Here is a 17,156-nt window from a genome sequence, read left to right on the forward strand (position 1 = left end):
TCGGCCAGGGGGCGTCGAAGACGTCCAGGCTCGTGATCATGTAGACCCGCTCGATCGTCAGTTTCCCCGTGCTCAACTCCCGTCGCCAGCGGGCGATCTGGACGGCCTGGCAGGCGCCGGGATAGTCGAGACGCCGGAAGGCGGGCGACCTTGAGGCGACGGATCTGATCACGGTGGTGGGTACGGTCGCGGGTGCGGTGGTCCAGCGGGATGTCCGCCCAGGGCAGCCCGGGTGCCCCTGCGGCTGGGCCGCGTTCTCGCGGACCTGCCGGCCCGCTGGACGACCTGGTCCGCGCCCTCGTCCGCTGGCGCGCGGCGAGCCCCGCCGAGACGTCGGCATGGCTGTTTCACGGCGGGTCCCCCGGCCGCCCGCCACCTCAACCACCGGCTGAAGGCGATTGGAATTCGCCCGCGCGCCGGACGCCAGGCCGCCCTGCTCGACCTGGTCGCCGAACTTTCCGCCATGGTCGTCAGCCGACTCCTCGGCTTCAACCAGAGCACCGCCGACCACTGGCGCCAGGAAGCGGGGCCCCTCAGCGCTGCGTACGCCGCCGCCCTCAGCCACCGCTGACCGCCACGTCCGCACCGCTGTCTAAGACAAGCCCTCATACGTCACCCCCGACGCGGGCGCCACCTCACAAATATCACTCACCGTTACCCCTTTAATGCTGTCAGTGGCCATTCGTGATGTGCGCGACGACCGTTGATCAAGGAGAGATCTCTCATGCGACCCGTGTTCACCAAGCTGGCGACCCTCGCCGCCGTCGGCATGATGGCCTTCGCCGGCGCCCAGCCCTCCCAGGCCAACACCCCCGCCCAGCCGGTCCGCGCCGCGGCCGCCGACGGCCCTGCGTACTTCGTGATGACCGACATCACCCAGGAGCAGTTCGTCATCAAGCTGACGAAGAGCGAGGACATCGATCACGCCCGCGAACTCGTCGCCGGCGAGACCACCGACCGGCCACACGTGCTCGCGCGGATCGTGAAGAGGCCGGCCCCCTACAACCCGGGCTGGAGCTACCACGCCAAACCGGAGACCACCCAATTCTTCAACGAGGCCATCGAGGTCTGCGACTCGACGATCCCGTACGCCGAGGACCACCTCGACGAGGCTGGCGGTGCCTTCCTGCCCGGCCTGGTCTGGTGCGACTGGACCTCCCGGCTCGTCCGGGAGGTCCCGGCTTCGTAGGTGAGCCCCCGGGCTGGTCGGCCGCATGCCCCTCACGCTGGCCAGCCCAGGCCCAGCAGCGCTCGGGCCGGGCGCGCATTCCGCACGTTCTGATATCCGGGTTCACCAATAACAGCCATGAGAACTGCTCCTTACGGAAGGTGAGTTAGCGATTTCGGGAGAACGCGATGCGCGGGTCGACGGGGCGACCCGAAGCTCCGGAGGCAGCGGCGGCGGGAGTCGGTGCCTTGTCCCGGAGGCCCGAGCGCGCTGGGCTCGCTGCGAGCGCGGCGGCGTTGCGAGATTTGTTGGGCGTGGCGCCCTGACCGGGGAGGAGGCGCTCGGCGCTCGTGGGCGCGGGAGCGCGGCGCGGCGCCGCGTCGTGGGCGAGGCGGGGATGAACAGCGACCTGGAGACCGGACCGCTGCATCGCCACCGTGGCGCTGGCGACCTTCTGCACGGACTCGGTGCGGTCGGCGGTGACGGGCAGCGTGTAGATGTCCAGATTCGGGTCCAGCCGCCAGCCGTGCTCCTCCAGGATGAGCTGGCCGCCGAGCGCCGAGGAGTGGTCGCTGGTGGCTGCAACGATGCCGAGCTGCGGATGCTCGGCGAACGCCACCTCGGGATCTGCGCGCGGGGCCCGGTCACGGGTGGAATTCGCACGGGAGGCCAGCGAGGGGTCGTACGCGGCGTCCACGTCGACCTGGTAGCCGGCCTCGCGCAGCAGCGCGACTGCCCGGGAGGTACGCCCCGGTCCGTCACGCTGCTGATCAGCCAGTGCGTACAGCGTCGGCTGGTCCGGTACGGGGTGGAAGTCGAACCGAGCCAACATCCACGCGGTGGAGACGAGTTGCTTCGGGTTCGCGGCGACGATGCCGTGGTCAGGGTGGTGACCGAAGGCGGCATCGGGAAGTGATTGGTAATGGGTGGGCATGGCTGATCCATCCGGTGTGGGCGTGCAGGGCAGGGGCCAGGTCCGGGATGGTTCTGGTGGTACGAGGCACGGAGGACTCCGAGAGGGGAGGCGATCAGCGACCGGGGGCGGACGAGGGGCGGGCCGGAGGTACGGGACGGACGGCCGCCGCCGTGGCAGGGAGCGCCGAGGAAGCACGGCGCTGCGCAGCCGTCGGCGAGGGCGCGAGAGCAGCACGTACCCGTGGTGGCGCAGGCGTCGACGCAGCGACCTGGTTCTCGCGGACCCGGTCCTTCCCGGGGCGCACGGCATGGCGGTCGGCCAGATCGCCGCGTATCGCGCGCAGCTCGATCGCGTAGGAGTCGAGGCTCTCAGCGATGGTGCGCAGACGCTGCGCGTAGCGGTGATCGGCCGGTTCGCCGAACCCTTCCCACCACTCGGCCGTCGTGTCGAGGATCTCCACGACCCGCTGAAGAACGCCGTCGCCCGGGGCGGTCACTTCGCTCAGGTTGGCGACCATGTCGCGCGTATGCGTCGACGCCTGGATGTGTTTGGCCAGAAACCCGAGGCGGTCGCCGAGGCTCGTCTCCGGGATCCAGGGGGGAGGCATGTCGTGTTCCAGCAGGTCAGGGTCGCACGAGACATCGAATCCGTCGGCCTGCAGCATGTCGAAGGCCCGGGTCACCACCAGCCGCTGCTCCTCAGGGTCGGTCATGGCCGAGGGCAGCCGGTGGTAGTGCTCACCGCCGAACTCGACGGCCGGGACGAAGCCCGCGCGGTGGAGAACCGCGTCGGCGGCGGCGTCGTGAGCGAACCGTTTCGGCTCCGGTCGTGGAGGTACGCCGAGCTGATCCAGACGGGTGTCGACGGCGGCCAGCAACCTTGCGACGTCGCCGCGGTGCCGGGCGTGCGGGCCGTCCGGCTCCGAGTCGTAGATCACTTCGTAGGCTGCTGGCTCATCGCTGCGGTGGCGGGTGACGAGCCAGCTCTCGGGATACCCGGGTGGGTGCTCGCTGGACGGTTCCTGCGGCGGCGAGATGATCACGTCGCTGCCGTCTGGAAGCGAGGCATGGACGAAGTAGTCGCTGAGGCCGTACTCGACGGTGCAGACCAGGCCGCGTTGCCGAAGGGGGGAGGTGAGGTGCCCGTACCCGCGTTCCTGCTCCGGATCGCTGTCCGGCGCCCGTGAGGCAGCGGGCCCGCTTGTACGCGCGGTGACACGCGCGCCCTCCTGTTGGAGGGTAACCAGGGGCTGATCGGGGGGCATCGATGGTCTCCGTGGCCGAGCGCCCCAGAGTCGACGACACGGGTCAACGTGAGGGGCACGTGTATGGGTACCGGTGTTATGAGGATCCGGAGATCGGCAGGTTTGGCCGAGCCGGAATGCGGTGGTAGTGGCGTCAGCGGGACCGATGGGGAGGCGTCGGCGACGCCGGAGGCACAGGGGGCGGGGTTGGTGGAGCTGTGCTGGTGCCGGAGGCCGATCGCTTGAGAGCCGCCCGCGCCCGCTCGGTCTGCGAGGGCTGCTCGGGTTTCGGCCGAGCGGTCACGTATTCAGCGGCCCGCACCAGCGCCGGACCGTGGAGCGACAGCTCGTGCGCGTCGTGCCAGCCCTCGGCGTTCCGGATTTCCTGGGCCCGGCCCTCGTAGAGCGCCCGGGTGCCGGGGAGGGAGCCGTCCATGATCGTCATGACGTCGTCCCACTCGCGCTGGATCTGTCCGGCTCGTTTCAGGGCGGCGTCGATGCTGCTCAGGCGCCGGAGGTCCTCGCTGATCGGCCCCCCGAGGTAGTCGGCACCGGTAGCGGTAGCGCGGACCCCGGCCAATACCTCGGGACCGTGAGCGAGGAAGACCTCGACGTGTTTCCACGCCTGGGCGTCGCGTACGACCTTGCCGTCCGCGTAGCCCTTCTCGTCCACCGGCCAACCGTCGTGGTCGCAGAAGTAGTCCGAGACGGCGTCCCAGGCGTCTTCTGCCTGCTTGATGCCGGCAGAAGCGGAGGCCAGTGCCGGGACGTGTTGCCGCCACGCCATGTGGTCGGTGCTTGCCGGTGGCCGGTCTTCGTTGGGTGAGGGAGAGCTGGGCGAAGTGGGCACGTTAAGTCCTTGGTTCCTGTGGCGGCGCTACCGCGAGTACGGCAGCGAAGGGGGTTGGCGGCGGGAGGGTGCAGATGTGTTCCTCTGCGGGCCGGCGGAACCGCGTCCGAACGCGGGCTTCGGCAACCCGGCGGCCCGGTGGTGAGCTGGGATGGGGCGGCCACTCCAGTCGTCCGGCGGTTCGCCGACACTGAGAATCACCGCAGGGGTGTAGCCCGTCTCGGGAAGCAGGCGATCCGTGGAGGTAAGCAACTCGACTGCGGCTAGCAGTGGTTGAGCTATCCCGACATGCGTGCGTCAGTGTCGAAGAGTTCGCGTTCGGAAGGGTGGAGGAGGTGTTGGGTGACGAAGCTCTGACCGGCGACCTTCCAGAGGCCCCTGCCCTTGGTGAGGGAGGAGACGGCCTGGGTTTCTACTCCGGTGAGCCCCAATAGCGCTGCCGCAGCGGCGAGTTGGTCGCTCTCCTGCCGGTAGATGATGCGTGTGCTGCAGTCCGCGAGGAGCCCCTCGGCCAGTACCCGGCCACGTGATCCGGCGTCGCCCGCGCTGAGCAGGTCGGAAAGCCGGTGGATGACCAGCAAGTTCGCGATGCCGAGCCCTCGGCTGAGCTTCCACTGGCTCTGCATCCGTTCCAGCAGCGCGATGTGCTTCAGGACGCGCCATCCTTCGTCGTAGATCACCCAGCGTCGTCCGGCGTGGGGGTCTGCGAGAGCGGACTCCATCCATGCGCTGGCGCAGGTCATCGCCAGCACCAGGCCGGTGTCGTCGCCTGAGTTACCGAGCCGGGAGAGGTCGATCGAGAGCATCGGCGTCGTCGGGTCGAAGGCGACGGCGGAAGGGGCGTCGAACATCCCGCTGAGGTCTCCGTGCACGAGCCGGCGCAGGGCGTGGGCAAGGTCCTGAGCTGCGTGGCCCATCCCGCCGGCGGGGCTGCCGAAGCCGCGGTCGAGGCGGTCCGGCGAGCCCATGACGTCGGCGATGTCGCCGAGGAGCGGCACCGTGCCGCGAACCTTGGCTTCGGCGACGACCAGGTCCAGGCCGAGGTCGAGGGCCGTGTGCTCCATCGGCAGCAGATCGCGGTTCAGTACGGTGCGGGCAAGGCTGGCCAGCAGCGCGAGGCGCCGTTTGCGTACTTCGGCGGACCAGTCCTCTTCGGTCACCGACGCGGGTCGCGCCGGGGCATCCAGAGGATTAAGACGTCCGGGGAGCCCCGGACCCAGGGCGATGGTGTGGCCGCCGAGAGCCTGCGCCACGTTCGACCATTCACCCTTCGGATCGCTGGGCACATAGATCTTGTACCCGTGGGCGACGGCCCGCGTCGCGATTGACTTCGCTAGCGCCGACTTCCCCATGCCGATGATTCCCGCCAACACCGCGTTGGGGTTGGTGAAGCCCTCGATCCGCCCGCTGGTGTACAGGGCGAAAGGGTCGTAGCAGAAGGCGGCCTCCGCGTGCACGTCCCTGCCGATGAAGATCCCGGACGAGCCGAGACCGCCCTCGGCCAAGAACGGGTAAGCGCCGCTGACCGTGGCGGTCGTCATCCGGTGAGTGGGTAGCCGCAGCTTGCTGCCGCGCGCCGAGGCAGGTCCGGGGCGTCCGGACGCCGGGTAGACCGGTCGCAGCTCCGGGTCGAGGGCGGCCTCCTTGCGGTGCTTGGGCGGTGCCCCGGCCAGTTGTGCCTGGCGGCGGGCGGCGGCGAACCCGGCCCGGGCTGCGCGCTGTTGGGCGCGGGATGCCTTGCGGGGGACGAACAGGTGGGAGGCGCTGGCGCGGGTCCTGGGCATGAACGTTTCTCCGGGGGGTGAGTGGTCAGTGGCGGATCAGGCCGGTGAACGGCGCGCGCAGGTCGGCGGGTGTGGAGTGGCGTCGTACGAGGCGGGCGGTTCGCTGGTGGCGCTGGCAGATGGTGAGTTCCGGAGCGCCTTCGGGCAGTCCGGGGCGGCATGCTTCCGGGGTGGGAAAGTCGTCGGAGCCGGGCCGGGGGGAAGCGTGGTAGGCGCGGTGGATGTGGTCGGCGGCCTGCCAGATGCGGGTGCGCGCACCGTGGAGGTGGTCGCCTTCGACCGGTACGAGGGGACCGGTGCGTGAGGTGTGCGCGTCGAGCAGCCCGTGCAGGGAGACGAGGTGGGCGTGCAGGGCGTCCAGCTCGTCCCGGGACGCGACGAGCGGGCCGGCGGGGAGGTTGAGCGCTCGGTGGAAGTCGAGCGCGGCGGTCGCGAAGGGTACGAAGTCCTGCGCGGACGGGGAAGTGGTGCGGGACATGAGGGTGCTCTTTCCGGACGCGGTGAAGGTGCGGGCGTCAGGCCGCGAGCGCGAGCGGCATCGCAGCAGCGGTGAAGGCGCTGGCCTGCTGCCAGGTGAGCGGACGCAGGTCGAGTCCGGCACCGACGGCCGCGGTTTCCACCACCGCGCAGTCGGTACGCAGCTCCTCTTCGGAGTCGGCGGAGACGGTCAGCAGACCCGTCAGGGCCACATCCGCATGACCGGCGATGAGCTGACGCTCACGCGCCTGGATGTCCTGGTACTCGATCGCGTCCGCCTCGGATTCCACCTGGCCACGCCGCGCGCGCTCGGCGGCGTCCGCGACCACGCTCGCCTTCTTGCGCTGGATATCGCGCAGGGCGGCGTCCACGCTCACCGGCTCGTAGGCGAGCGAGAGAGTGCGGCGAACGCCTGCCGTGAACAGGAGCTGGTGCAGGAACCCGGCTCCGACGGTGGTGCGTGGCCAGTTCTCCACCCAGTAGGTGGAGTGGAACGCGGAGTCGGAGACGATGTGGTCGCCCTTCTCCACGACCACGACGGGGCCTGCGGCAGCGGGTTCGGCCTCTGGCCGGCCGGAGGCGGACCAGCGGTCCAGCGCGGGCAGGGCCTTGGGGTCGTACGCCGTGCGCACGACGGCTGCTATTTCGCGGGCTGTGAGCCAGCCGGTGGGGTTGAGTCCGGCGGTCCGCGCGGCCTGTTCGAAGGTCGACGTCAGCTGGGCCAGGACGCTGAAGCTGCCGGTGAGGCCGCCGCCAGCCCGGTTGATCAGCCGCTGGGCGGCCTTGGCGTCCAGGCTGATGGCGACGTACGCCTCGTGCGGCGCGGCGGCGGGCCCCGCGCTCTGGATCAGCTCCGTGTAGATCGCGCCCGCGAGCGGGGTGTCGGGCCGGCCGTGTTCCTCCCAGTACCGGCGAAGGGCGTCCCCGCTGTCGGGGACCGTACGCTCTACGACCTGGATGCGGGCAACGTGCCCGGTACGGGCGAGCGCGGCGAGCGCCCGGCCCCACCCGGCGACGTTCGCGTTCTGCGTGCCCGGGTCCAGGAGCGCGTAGGCGCGGGAGGAGACCTTGACGACGGCGGTCAGCGAACCGGTGTGGGGGTCGTGCACGGCGCCGTACCGCCGGTCGGGCGCGGTGACGACACGCAGGCTGGCGGAGGTGCCCGGCAGATTGAGGTGCCCCTCGCGTACGGGACGTCGGGACGGGCGGGCGAGCCAGATCAGCTGGCCCCGCATCCGGCGCAGCGCGTAGCGGAGGACGATCGGCGTCCAGTCGGCCAGGGACCGACCGCGCTTGCGGACGAACACGAGTAGGGCGATGGCGCTCCACAGCGGGACGAGCTGGAGCGCGCCGACGACCCCACGGGTCATGATCACGGCGAGTAGCAGCAGCCCGGTGAGCCCGGCGACGATGAGCTGGGGGACGGTCAGGCCGAGCAGTACGCCTCGGCGACTGCGGTGCGGGAACTTGACGGTGGCCGTGGCGGTTTCGGCCTGGGAGCGGGCAGACATGGCGGGTCCAGACAGTGGGTGCGAGTGCGGCAGGGCAGAGGGCTCGGCGCTCTTCTGGAGGACATGGCAGGGCTCCTTCGGTGGTGATTGGGGGAGGCGGGGGCGGACTGCTGGGTGGCAGCCCGCCCCCGTACTCGTGACGGGTCAGGATCCGGACGGTGGACGGGTCGGGAAGACCCAGTTCGTCTCGGACCCGGTGGGCGATGGACCGGCGCCGGTCGGGGGCGGAGACCCGGGGCCGCCCGGGGACGCCGAGCCGACGCGTGGCATGCTCCCGCCCGGAATTGACACCGCAGCGGGCTGGGCTGCGGAGCCGTCCTCGCCTTCGGCGGCTTCGGTGCCGCCGGGCCGGTTGATCAGCGGTGGGATGCCGGGCCGCTGGATGAGGGCTCGTCCCTTGTCACCGGTGGCGTCCGGGTCTTCGCCGTACCGGAAGTTCGTCCGGGCCTTCGGCGGTCCGGAGTCGATGCCCTCCTTGCTCAGATTCCCGCCGGTGGGGTTGATGCCGGAGGTGACACCGTCGCTCCCCGCGCCGGGAACCTCGCTGGGCCCCTGCGGGGCGGGGGCGCCGGTGCCGGCTTGCATCGCGAGGGTGCCGGCCGTCTTCGCGGCGCCTGCGGCAACCGCCACTCCGGCGACGCCGGTGCGGTGCAGATCGTCGTTGCCGCCGCCGTCGCTGGCCCAGTGAATGAACTTGTACGTCGCGTAGGGGCAGAGCAACACCAAGATCATGACAACGAGTCCGGCCAGTGCGTCGGAGAGCGCGGCCATGCCGTCCTGGGAGTCAGCCTTGCCCATCGCCGAGACGCCGATGAGGAAGACCACGGTCATCAGGAGCTTGGAGACGACGAGCGTTGCGGTGGCCTCGATCCAGCCGCGACGCCAGCGCTTCGCCACCTCCCAGCCGCCGCCCGCCCCGGCGAAGACCGCCAGGGAGACGAGGATCAGCACGCCGACCTTCCGCGCGACCATCACGCACCAGTACATGAATGCGCCGATGGCACAGCCGAAGGCCACCAGGGACGGGACGCCCCAGCCCAGGCCGTACATCGCTCCGAGTTGCTGCACGTTGATGATGCGGCGGATGGCGTCGTCCACCGAGGTGTTCGCGGCTTGGAACAGGCCGTCGGACAGCACGTCGACGACCGTGATCGCGACGGACGTGAAGGCGACGGCGCAGAAGCTGAACAGGACACCGGTCATCGTGCCGACCGCAGCCTGCGCCAGGGCGCGCTCGTCCCGCCTCCAGGCGGCGGACACCAAGGCGATGCAGAAGAAGCCGACGGTGAGCGCGAGGCCGATCGGAAGCAATAGCTCGTAGTTGGTCCGGAACCACTGAGCGTTGAGGTCGATCGCGGTGGTCGAGTTCACGGCGTCGGCGGCGAGATCCGCCGCGCTCGCCGCGAGTTCACCCGCGGACTTCGCGATCCACGCCCCGATGCCGTCGGTGACGGCCCCGGCGGGGTTGCTGGCGAAATCGACCGCGCCGCAGACCTTGTCCATCAGCGGAAAGTCGCAGACTCCCATGGCGATACCTCCTTTCTGAGGGTGGGGTCAGGGCGCGACGGCCGGCAGAACACCGGCCAGCGTGCAGGGAGAGGAGGGGCGGCACTGGACCGCGAGGGTGGTGACGCGGCTCTCCGCGCCTCCGGCCGGGGAGCCCTTCCACGCGATCGACTGCTTGCCGGAGACCGTCACGGCGTACAGGTAGGTCTGCGTGATCGCTCCGGGATCGTCCTGGAGAGCCCGGGTGAACGAGTCGGGGAAGTGCCCTTCGTTCACAACCCCCTTGGCGCGCTGACCGTTGTCCGCCATCTGTTTCCAGAGCACGGGCGACGGGACGAGCTTGGCGACCGAGGCGGTGTCGACGTACTTCTTCTCTCCGGTCATCCACCCGCGCAGCGCGGACAGCAGCGCCTGCTGGGAGTAGGCCCGGGTGTCGTACGACCACAGCGCCGCTGCCGCCGCCTTCCCGTAGGCGATCGGGTCGTGCGTCTTCGGCGGTCGAGGCAGAGCCCGGTGATTCGCGTGCGGAGGCGGCGATGCCGACGGCGCCGCGCCGGAAGGACGCGGTGTCGCCGAACTGCTGTGTGGTGCGGGCGCGGAGGGGCCCCTGGCGTCGCGCGTGAGGAAGGCGAGCAGGCCGGCGAGGGCGACGAGCACCACCAGGACGGCGGTGCCGAGCAGCGCCCGGCGGCGCACGCGAGATGCGCCGCCGGGGTTGGAGGAGTGGGCAGGCATCAGCGGACCTGCGTTCCCAGCGTGCTGAAGAAGGCAACGATCCCATTCGCCGCCCCCAAAAGGAGGGCCGCTCCAGAGCTGACCAACACCCCCTTCTTCCCGTTCGCCTCCGCCTGGTGCCCACCACTGTGATGGCCCCAGGCCCAGACGCCCGCGCTGACGGCGAGCGCGCCGACGATGGCGACGAGGCCGAAGAGGTTGATGGAGCCCATCACCTGCTTGAGGACGGAAAGGCCGGGGAGCCCGCCCTCGTTCGGCTTGATGCCGGGGTCGTAGGCGAGCTGGATGACCTTGTCGGCCAGATACATAGCGAACTCCAGTTCGATTTAGTGCACGCCGAAGCCCGAGAGGTAGAGCGGCGACGCGAGAAGAGAGGAAGAGGGGAGGGAGAGGCCGGGTCAGACGACGCGGCGGGCCGCGAGGATCTGCGGCTTCCAGGAAGCGAGGGTCGTGATGCGCACGACGTCACCGGTCTTCGGCGCGTGCACGATCAGCCCGTGGCCAATCGCCATGCCGACGTGCTCCGGCGTGGCGGCGGACCCCTCGGTGAACAGGAGATCCCCCGCCCGTACGGAGCCGACCGCTACCGGCTTGCCTTCCTTGACCTGCGTGTAGGTCGTCCGCGTGAGCGAGACCCCGGCGGCCTTGTAGGCGCCCTGCATCAGGGACGAGCAGTCGCACCGGCCCATCGGGTCCTTGCCGTGCGAGTCGGCGCAGCTCCCACCCCACTGGTACGGGGTGTCGAGCTGGCCCAGAGCCCAGCGGATCGCCGTTTGGGCCTTGGCCGGAGCGTCCGCCGGGATCTGGTACTCGTCGGGTACCGATCCGGGCGGGATGGTTCCGAAGTCGGTCCCGTCCGCACCGGTCGTACAGCCCCCCGCAGCGGCCGGAACTCCTCCGAGGGCGGAGGGAGCGGACGATGCGTCGTCGCCTTTCGTGAGCAGCGGCTCGATCGCGCGCTGCAGAGCAGTCGCCAGCGGCTCCCACTTCGCGTACGCCTCGGGGTAACCGCTCAGCTGCACTTCCTGGGCGGCCTGGGTCACGGACAGGGACTCCCAGCCCGAAACCCTCTTGAGCCCCTCGTAGAACTTGGTGCTCGCGTGGACCGGGTCGAGGACCTCGGTCGCCGAGCCCCAGCCCTGGGACGGACGCTGCTGGAAAAGCCCCAACGAGTCACGGTCGCCGTAGTTCAAGTTCCGCAGGCCGCTCTCCTGCAGAGCGGTGGCCAGGGCAACGACCTGCCCCCGGGGAGGGACGTTCATCGCGACGCCGGTGGCCTGGATGGTCTTGGCGTGGGGGATCTGCTCGGCGGGCGCGTCCAGGCCCGGCACGGACACCGAGTCGTCTTCGCCCCCGTCCAGAATCGCCTTCACCTGCTTGGCGACGGCCGCACTGTCCACCGACTGCTCACCGCCGACGGGGCAGGTGGCCGCCGAGGCGTTGCTGGCGGCGTAGCCGAGAAGCGGCAGGGCCAGCAGGGATCCGGTGGCGCAGAGACCGGCGACGGCTCCGAGGGCCTTCTTCATCGCGACCGCCGGTCAGCAGCGGGGCGGGGCACGTCGTACGACGTGGGCGTGGAGGGGTGTGGGCGTATCAGGGCATGCTGCATCGCAGCGGCTCCTCGTGTTCGTAGGAGGCGCGGTGCCGACCTCTCGTGCAAAGCCGTCGGCACCGCGCCGATGTGCATCCGCCTCTCAGGGCGGGCCCGGGTCAGGGGAGTTGGTAGCTCCCGGACACCGGTCTCCGGTCAAGCGCGGCAGCCGGCCGCGCTCGTAATCTCAGGTGGTACACCTGGCCTCCTGACAGCGCGTGGAACGAGGGGGGAAGCGTGCCGCGCCGGGGTGCTCGATAGGACGAGACAACACGGATAAGCACAGGTCAGCAGGGGTGAAGCGAGGCTTCGTCCCGGTGACACGGCGAGACAGTAGACCGGGAATCCGGCCGCACCAAACGCCTCCCGGACCCGGGGCCGCAGCACGGCACACCTCGTTAGGCCCGGCCGGAGATCACGGCTAACCTCCGGCACAACCCCGCCCGAGATGCACGCCGTTGAGCATGGTCCGGAGCGGGAACCGCCCCGTCATGCCCTGAAAGAGGCCCTCCACATGAGCTACACGCTGCACCGAGGCGACGCCCTCACCGTGATGAAGACCCTCCCGGACGAGAGCGTCGACGCCGTCATCACCGACCCCCCGTACAACAGCGGCGGCCGAACCAGCTCCGAGCGCACCGGTCGTACGGCGCGAGCCAAGTACGTCACCAGCAACTCGGCGCACGACCTCGCCACCTTCCCCGGCGAGAACCGCGATCAGCGCTCGTACCGCTCCTGGCTGACCGAGCTGATGACCGAGGCATACCGGGCATCGACCGAGCACGCGGTCGCCATCGTTTTCTCGGACTGGCGCCAGGAACCGACGACGTCCGACGCCCTCCAGATGGCGGGGTGGACCTGGAGCGGAACGATCCCGTGGATCAAGCCCGCCAGCCGGCCCCGCAAGGGCGGGTTCAAGCAGTCCGCCGAATTCATCACCTGGGGAGTCAAGGGCAGTCTCGCCAAGGGCCGGGACCTCTACCTGCCCGGCCACTTCATCGCGTCCCAGCCCCGCAAGGGCAGGGTGCACATCACCCAGAAGCCGGTCGAGGTCATGCAGCAGCTCGTACAGATCTGCCGCGAAGGCGGAACGGTGCTCGACCCGTTCACCGGCAGCGGCTCCACGGGCGTCGCGGCCCTGCGCGAAGGCCGCCGCTTCGTGGGCGTCGAACTGTCCTCCCACTACGCCGATGTGGCCGAGCAGCGGCTCCGCGCGGAGCTGACGCAGGACGACGTCGCCCTGGCCGGACCGGAGGCATGATCATGAGAGCGAAGAGAGCCCGGGGCCAACGGGCCGCAGACGCCGAAGGGCGGCTGGAGCATCGAGAATCGATGCTCCAGCCGCCCTTCTCGTTACGTCAGGCCGCTTCGAACGCCTTCCGGATCAACGGTGTTGCCCTCTCCAGGTCGCCCGCCGAAGCGAGGCGCACCTCCACGTCCCCGGTGCCCAGGTGCCCGATGCCGCGCATGTCCCGGGAGAAGCCCTCCTCCAGCACGACCGAGCCCGGGTCGAGTCTGAGGTAGACCAGGATCGCCTCGTGCCTCGGACGGAACAGCACCGATGCCACGTTCACCAGCCGCCGGTAGGCGATGTAATGCCGAAGCGCTGCCACCTCGACCTCGCCCCACGCCGTCAGGGCGTCGTCCAGTTCCGCGTACAGGTCCCGCAGGCACTCCGGGACGAGGCTGGCGCTTCCCGGCGCTGGACCGGCTGGCACCGTCGGCGCGCTGACGACTGCGGCCTCCCGCTCCCGGTGCCGCCGGGACGCAGCCGGGTTCGGGGAGCCGGGCGAGGAGTCGACGAGCAGCAGGCTCAGCAGGCCGCCGTCGAAGACGCGGTAGCGCACCAGGTCAATCCGCCCGGGCAGTCGCTGCACGGCCACGCGATCGTGGTGGGAGAAGCCGGCCGCGATGCAGACCATCCGCGGTCGACGCCAGTCGATCGACTCGGCGGCCTCCGCGCCGAGCACCCTCCGTACGAGCGCCTCGAACTCGTGGTGCGCCGAGTCCAGCCAGGACAGGTAGGAGACTGCCTGCGACAGCACCCCGCTGTCGGATCCCTTCTTGAACTCGATCACCACCGGGGCCCCGTTCTCGTCCAGCCCCAGGGTGTCGATCCGCCCCCGATGCCACGGTCCCGTCGAGTACTCCGAAGCCAGGAAGCGGATGCCGAGCATCTGCTCCAGACCGGCCTCGACACGCCGCTGCAGCTCCACCTCCAGGGCCACCCTCAAGCCTCTTAGCTTGATGTCTCGGCCGTCGGCACCCTGCTGGAACAGCAACAGATCGGCCACACGCGTCTCCTCTTGTGATCAGATCAGGAGAGCAATCGGACCGGGCGCTGCTATTCCAGGCCACGGGATCCGCTCGTCGTGGGACGCTGCCGCACGGCGTGATCAACCAGCGGTACGAGCTCGTCGAGGTGCCGGGGTGGAGCAGCTTCACCCCTGTGCGAGGAGTCCCCTCACAGGTGACGCTTGGCCGCAGGAAATCAACGTGTAACCGCTTCGGTGATCTTGTCAGTGCATATCCGTATGATTGGTCATCTCTGGAGTGGTTAGGGGGCTGCTTTCGCCTGCGGGCGAGGGGGGCACGTAATATCCTTGGTGCGCCTGTGGCGTCCCGAGCGGTCTTGTTCTCCGAGGTAGACGCCGGATTCTTGATCTTGCCAGAGGATGTGTGATCTCCTGGTGCTCGTTCTTCTCGTCCAATGGAGGTTCGCACTGTGCGCAGGCAGCACTACGGGGTGCCCCTAGAGCGGAGCGACAGCCTGGAGCTCAAGCGTCACAGGAACAGCTGCAGGCCCGAGAACTTCGGTAAGTGGCTCGGTGGCTTCGGCGCCGGAAAGCGCTTGGCCGTAGACCTTTTCTCCGGAGCGGGGGGCCTGAGTCTCGGACTGGAACGAGCAGGTTGGACGGTAGCGGCCGCGGTCGACTTCGACGAGCGGGCTCTCCAGACGCACGCCGCGAACTTCCCGGGTATGAGTCTTCGCATGGACCTGGGCAATCCCGACGAGCGGGACAGGCTCGTGGACGTACTGGCTCCGGCCAAGATCGACCTCGTGGCCGGTGGCCCGCCCTGCCAGCCGTTCAGCAGGGCAGGCCGAAGTAAGATCCGCAGCCTTGTGGAACATCACGGGCGCGATCCCCACGATCGCCGCAAGGAACTGTGGAGCGCCTACCTTGATGTCGTGAAGCGCCTCCGGCCGCGCGCGGTCCTCATGGAGAACGTGCCGGACATGGGCCTTGGCGACGACTTCTTCGTGGTGCGCACTATCGAGGAGCAGCTGGAGGAGCTCGGCTACGCGACGCAGGTACGCCTCGTCGATGCGTGGCGTTACGGCGTTCCGCAGCACAGGAAGCGTCTGATCCTGCTGGCGAGGAACGACGTGGAGCGCTTCGGCTGGCGGGAGGAGTTGGAGCACGACCAGCGGACCACACTGCGGGACGCGATCGGTGACCTGCCAGTTCTGCCCGTCGTTCCCACGGAGCGTGTCGGGCAGCGCGAACTGCCGTATGTCAAGCCGGCCAAGCTCTCCAAGTTCGCGCTCGACATGCGAAAGTGGGCGTCGAGGGACCGGGTCTGGGACCACATGACCCGACGGGTCCGGAAGGACGATGCGGAGATCTTCTCCAGCATGGACTCCAAGACCCTGTACTCGCAGATCTCCCCTGAACTACAGCGCTACAAGGCTGACCACTTCACGGACAAGTACAAGAAGCTCGACTGGTCGGACCTCAGCAGGTCCATCACCGCTCACATCGCCAAGGACGGCTACTGGTACATCCATCCGGACCAGGAGCAGCCGCGCACCCTCACCGTGCGGGAGGCGGCGCGGGTGCAGACCTTCCCGGACAGGTTCCGCTTCGCCGGAACCCGCAGTGACGCCTTCCGCCAGATCGGCAATGCGGTGCCGCCCCTCCTGGGTGAGGCTGCGGCCGAAGCCCTGCTGCCCGTAAGTGACGTGCAGTCGGTCGACGGCGGAATTCAGCCGCACTGGCGTGCGGTGCGGAGGGACCTGACCGCATGGGCCGAAGGACGGCGTGATTCGGAGGACTGGTACCAGCTTCCGGGCGGGCAGGTGTCCGGGTTGCAGGCTGCTGTGGTGGCCATACTCTCCGGGACCAGGATGCAGTCGTCCCACCTGGCAGCGATGGTCGAGGTGGTGCGAGGGCGAACGTCCCTGAGCAAGTCCACGCTCGAGGCACTTACCGCGGCGGCGCCCTCCGAGGCCGTGAAGGCGCGAGTTGCCCGGCTGACCGTGATGGTGGGCAAAAAGAGTGCTTGGGGCGACGAGGAAAGGGTCCGCGAGTACCTGAAGCTGAAGCCGGCTGAGGTGACGGTCTACCGGTTGTTGGTCGGCGAGGACCTTCTGTGGGTCGGGCAAGGGGCGTTGCGTGTTGCCGCCCGGCTGCACGGCAGCGAGTCGGACCGCACGAACAGACTCAGTGACGGGCGAGTCGACTTGGTGAAGCTTGTCGGAGCCGGTAAGGACGCACCACTCCGCATGGCTGCGCTCCGCCTCATCGGTAGCAGCTTCTGCAGAGCCAAGGAGCCCGTCTGCGACGTGTGCCCCCTGAGCAAGTACTGCGTTGCCAGGGAGAGCGTCTCGGGAGACCTGTTCACGGACGCGTTGACTGGGACGCATGGACGGGAGACGGTGCCGACGCAGGCTCGCGAGCCCGGTCGCACTGCCGGGCGACGCTGAGCGCAGCGCGCTCGACGTCTGCCCGGATCTCGCACTCCCAGACACGGACGACGGCCCAGCCAGCGGCCTCGGCTGCTGCGGTGTTCCGGCGGTCGCGGTCCTTGTTGGTCTCGATCTTCGCTTCCCAAAGGGAGGCGTTCGGGCCGCGGAACGTCTTCGGGCCGTGCACAGGGCAACCGTGCCAGAAGCACCCGTCGACGAACACCGCCACGTTGTACCTGGGGAGGACGAAGTCCGCCGTGCAACGGGCAGCCACCTTCCGCTGTAGACGGAACCGGAGGCCGAGCCGGTGAACGGCACGCCGGAGGGCCACCTCCGGTTTCGTGTCGCGGGCGCGCCGACCGCGAAGATGGCCGCTCAGCTCGGTGCTGACCCACTCCGCGCTCGTGGTGTCCTCGCGTGCTGCCATACCTCAGCCCCAGCCCGTCGTCGGCCTACGAGTGCGAGGGTGCCACACTCGTCCCATGCTTCGTGAACCTGCAGAACTCCGTGTCGACGATCATGGTCGGGTCGATCTCCCCATCGGCCTGCTCGCGGAGTCGGGCATCTCACTCGGGTCGGACCTCTTGGCCTTCAGCGACGGAGACGGGCGGATCGTGCTCCGCCGCGCCGAGGACGCGGTGGGGGATCTCCTCGAGCGCGGGGAGCTCTGAAGGCCGACGATCAG

17 protein-coding genes are annotated in these 17,156 nt (G+C 69.4%); 5 read left to right on the forward strand and 12 right to left on the reverse strand.

The features are described from left to right. The first annotated feature begins 232 nt into the window (after positions 1–232). Complete coding sequence (locus ACQP09_RS26245) at positions 233–571, forward strand: hypothetical protein (protein ID WP_433403833.1); 339 nt, start codon at positions 233–235, stop codon at positions 569–571. A 153-nt stretch (positions 572–724) separates the two neighbouring features. After that, entirely contained in the window at positions 725–1,189 is a 465-nt protein-coding gene (locus ACQP09_RS26250; RefSeq protein WP_433403835.1) for a calmodulin-binding protein, read from the forward strand. A gap of 145 nt (positions 1,190–1,334) precedes the next feature. On the opposite strand, the gene ACQP09_RS26255 is transcribed toward ACQP09_RS26250, so the two are convergent. The 10 genes from ACQP09_RS26255 to ACQP09_RS26300 form a co-directional block, all read right to left on the reverse strand. Beyond that, on the reverse strand, positions 1,335–2,102 hold the full coding sequence (locus ACQP09_RS26255; RefSeq protein WP_433403837.1) for a hypothetical protein: 768 nt from the start codon (positions 2,100–2,102) through the stop codon (positions 1,335–1,337). Between the two features lie 94 nt (positions 2,103–2,196). Next, positions 2,197–3,348 carry a hypothetical protein gene (locus ACQP09_RS26260; RefSeq protein WP_433403840.1) on the reverse strand — a complete coding sequence of 384 codons (1,152 nt, stop codon included), beginning with the start codon at positions 3,346–3,348 and terminating at the stop codon, positions 2,197–2,199. A gap of 133 nt (positions 3,349–3,481) precedes the next feature. Further along, positions 3,482–4,114: a hypothetical protein gene (locus ACQP09_RS26265; protein WP_433403842.1), complete on the reverse strand. Its 633-nt coding sequence runs from the start codon at positions 4,112–4,114 to the stop codon at positions 3,482–3,484. Between the two features lie 341 nt (positions 4,115–4,455). Beyond that, positions 4,456–5,961 carry an ATP-binding protein gene (locus ACQP09_RS26270; protein ID WP_433403844.1) on the reverse strand — a complete coding sequence of 502 codons (1,506 nt, stop codon included), beginning with the start codon at positions 5,959–5,961 and terminating at the stop codon, positions 4,456–4,458. Between the two features lie 25 nt (positions 5,962–5,986). Continuing rightward, positions 5,987–6,439, reverse strand: coding sequence for a DUF6238 family protein (locus ACQP09_RS26275; protein ID WP_433403845.1), 453 nt, complete (start codon positions 6,437–6,439; stop codon positions 5,987–5,989). A gap of 37 nt (positions 6,440–6,476) precedes the next feature. Next, entirely contained in the window at positions 6,477–7,949 is a 1,473-nt protein-coding gene (locus ACQP09_RS26280; RefSeq protein WP_433403847.1) for an SCO6880 family protein, read from the reverse strand. 144 nt (positions 7,950–8,093) lie between these two features. Further along, positions 8,094–9,476 (reverse strand): SCO6881 family protein, encoded by a 1,383-nt coding sequence (locus ACQP09_RS26285; protein ID WP_433403850.1) that lies wholly within the window; start codon positions 9,474–9,476, stop codon positions 8,094–8,096. Between the two features lie 27 nt (positions 9,477–9,503). Then, positions 9,504–10,190, reverse strand: coding sequence for a hypothetical protein (locus ACQP09_RS26290; RefSeq protein ID WP_433403852.1), 687 nt, complete (start codon positions 10,188–10,190; stop codon positions 9,504–9,506). After that, a complete protein-coding gene (locus tag ACQP09_RS26295) occupies positions 10,190–10,498 on the reverse strand; it encodes a DUF6112 family protein (protein WP_030578070.1) in 309 nt (102 codons plus the stop codon). The genes ACQP09_RS26290 and ACQP09_RS26295 overlap by 1 nt, the downstream gene beginning before the upstream one ends. Positions 10,499–10,588: 90 nt before the next feature. Beyond that, entirely contained in the window at positions 10,589–11,716 is a 1,128-nt protein-coding gene (locus ACQP09_RS26300) for a C40 family peptidase (RefSeq protein ID WP_433403855.1), read from the reverse strand. Between the two features lie 579 nt (positions 11,717–12,295). Here ACQP09_RS26300 and ACQP09_RS26305 point away from each other — a divergent pair. Next, positions 12,296–13,042: a DNA-methyltransferase gene (locus ACQP09_RS26305; RefSeq protein ID WP_388290014.1), complete on the forward strand. Its 747-nt coding sequence runs from the start codon at positions 12,296–12,298 to the stop codon at positions 13,040–13,042. A gap of 97 nt (positions 13,043–13,139) precedes the next feature. Here the strand turns inward: ACQP09_RS26305 and ACQP09_RS26310 are convergent, their stop codons facing one another. After that, positions 13,140–14,075 carry a DUF5655 domain-containing protein gene (locus tag ACQP09_RS26310; RefSeq protein ID WP_433403857.1) on the reverse strand — a complete coding sequence of 312 codons (936 nt, stop codon included), beginning with the start codon at positions 14,073–14,075 and terminating at the stop codon, positions 13,140–13,142. Positions 14,076–14,506: 431 nt separating this feature from the next. Here ACQP09_RS26310 and dcm point away from each other — a divergent pair, with 431 nt between their 5' ends. Next, positions 14,507–16,489, forward strand: coding sequence for a DNA (cytosine-5-)-methyltransferase (gene dcm, locus ACQP09_RS26315; protein WP_433403859.1), 1,983 nt, complete (start codon positions 14,507–14,509; stop codon positions 16,487–16,489). Here dcm and ACQP09_RS26320 read toward each other — a convergent pair. Continuing rightward, positions 16,404–16,898 (reverse strand): very short patch repair endonuclease, encoded by a 495-nt coding sequence (locus ACQP09_RS26320; protein ID WP_402450923.1) that lies wholly within the window; start codon positions 16,896–16,898, stop codon positions 16,404–16,406. The two genes, dcm and ACQP09_RS26320, sit on opposite strands and share 86 nt — an antisense overlap. A gap of 55 nt (positions 16,899–16,953) precedes the next feature. Between ACQP09_RS26320 and ACQP09_RS26325 the strand changes: the two genes are divergently transcribed. Continuing rightward, positions 16,954–17,142 (forward strand): hypothetical protein, encoded by a 189-nt coding sequence (locus ACQP09_RS26325; protein ID WP_402450920.1) that lies wholly within the window; start codon positions 16,954–16,956, stop codon positions 17,140–17,142. Positions 17,143–17,156: the final 14 nt, after the last annotated feature.

It is taken from the genome of Streptomyces sp. CA-146814, from assembly GCF_050942385.1.
GTDB lineage: Bacteria > Actinomycetota > Actinomycetes > Streptomycetales > Streptomycetaceae > Streptomyces.

What these genes read in the sequence shown, in the direction of transcription:
- ACQP09_RS26250 (WP_433403835.1), top strand. Translation starts at nt 725, where the DNA reads ATGCGACCCGTGTTCACCAAGCTGGCGACCCTCGCCGCCGTCGGCATG.
- ACQP09_RS26285 (WP_433403850.1), bottom strand. Translation starts at nt 9,476, where the DNA reads ATGGGAGTCTGCGACTTTCCGCTGATGGACAAGGTCTGCGGCGCGGTC.
- ACQP09_RS26260 (WP_433403840.1), bottom strand. Translation starts at nt 3,348, where the DNA reads ATGCCCCCCGATCAGCCCCTGGTTACCCTCCAACAGGAGGGCGCGCGT.
- ACQP09_RS26265 (WP_433403842.1), bottom strand. Translation starts at nt 4,114, where the DNA reads ATGGCGTGGCGGCAACACGTCCCGGCACTGGCCTCCGCTTCTGCCGGC.
- ACQP09_RS26290 (WP_433403852.1), bottom strand. Translation starts at nt 10,190, where the DNA reads ATGCCTGCCCACTCCTCCAACCCCGGCGGCGCATCTCGCGTGCGCCGC.
- ACQP09_RS26295 (WP_030578070.1), bottom strand. Translation starts at nt 10,498, where the DNA reads ATGTATCTGGCCGACAAGGTCATCCAGCTCGCCTACGACCCCGGCATC.
- ACQP09_RS26270 (WP_433403844.1), bottom strand. Translation starts at nt 5,961, where the DNA reads ATGCCCAGGACCCGCGCCAGCGCCTCCCACCTGTTCGTCCCCCGCAAG.
- ACQP09_RS26280 (WP_433403847.1), bottom strand. Translation starts at nt 7,949, where the DNA reads ATGTCTGCCCGCTCCCAGGCCGAAACCGCCACGGCCACCGTCAAGTTC.
- ACQP09_RS26255 (WP_433403837.1), bottom strand. Translation starts at nt 2,102, where the DNA reads ATGCCCACCCATTACCAATCACTTCCCGATGCCGCCTTCGGTCACCAC.
- ACQP09_RS26305 (WP_388290014.1), top strand. Translation starts at nt 12,296, where the DNA reads ATGAGCTACACGCTGCACCGAGGCGACGCCCTCACCGTGATGAAGACC.
- ACQP09_RS26325 (WP_402450920.1), top strand. Translation starts at nt 16,954, where the DNA reads ATGCTTCGTGAACCTGCAGAACTCCGTGTCGACGATCATGGTCGGGTC.
- ACQP09_RS26275 (WP_433403845.1), bottom strand. Translation starts at nt 6,439, where the DNA reads ATGTCCCGCACCACTTCCCCGTCCGCGCAGGACTTCGTACCCTTCGCG.
- ACQP09_RS26320 (WP_402450923.1), bottom strand. Translation starts at nt 16,898, where the DNA reads ATGGCAGCACGCGAGGACACCACGAGCGCGGAGTGGGTCAGCACCGAG.
- ACQP09_RS26300 (WP_433403855.1), bottom strand. Translation starts at nt 11,716, where the DNA reads ATGAAGAAGGCCCTCGGAGCCGTCGCCGGTCTCTGCGCCACCGGATCC.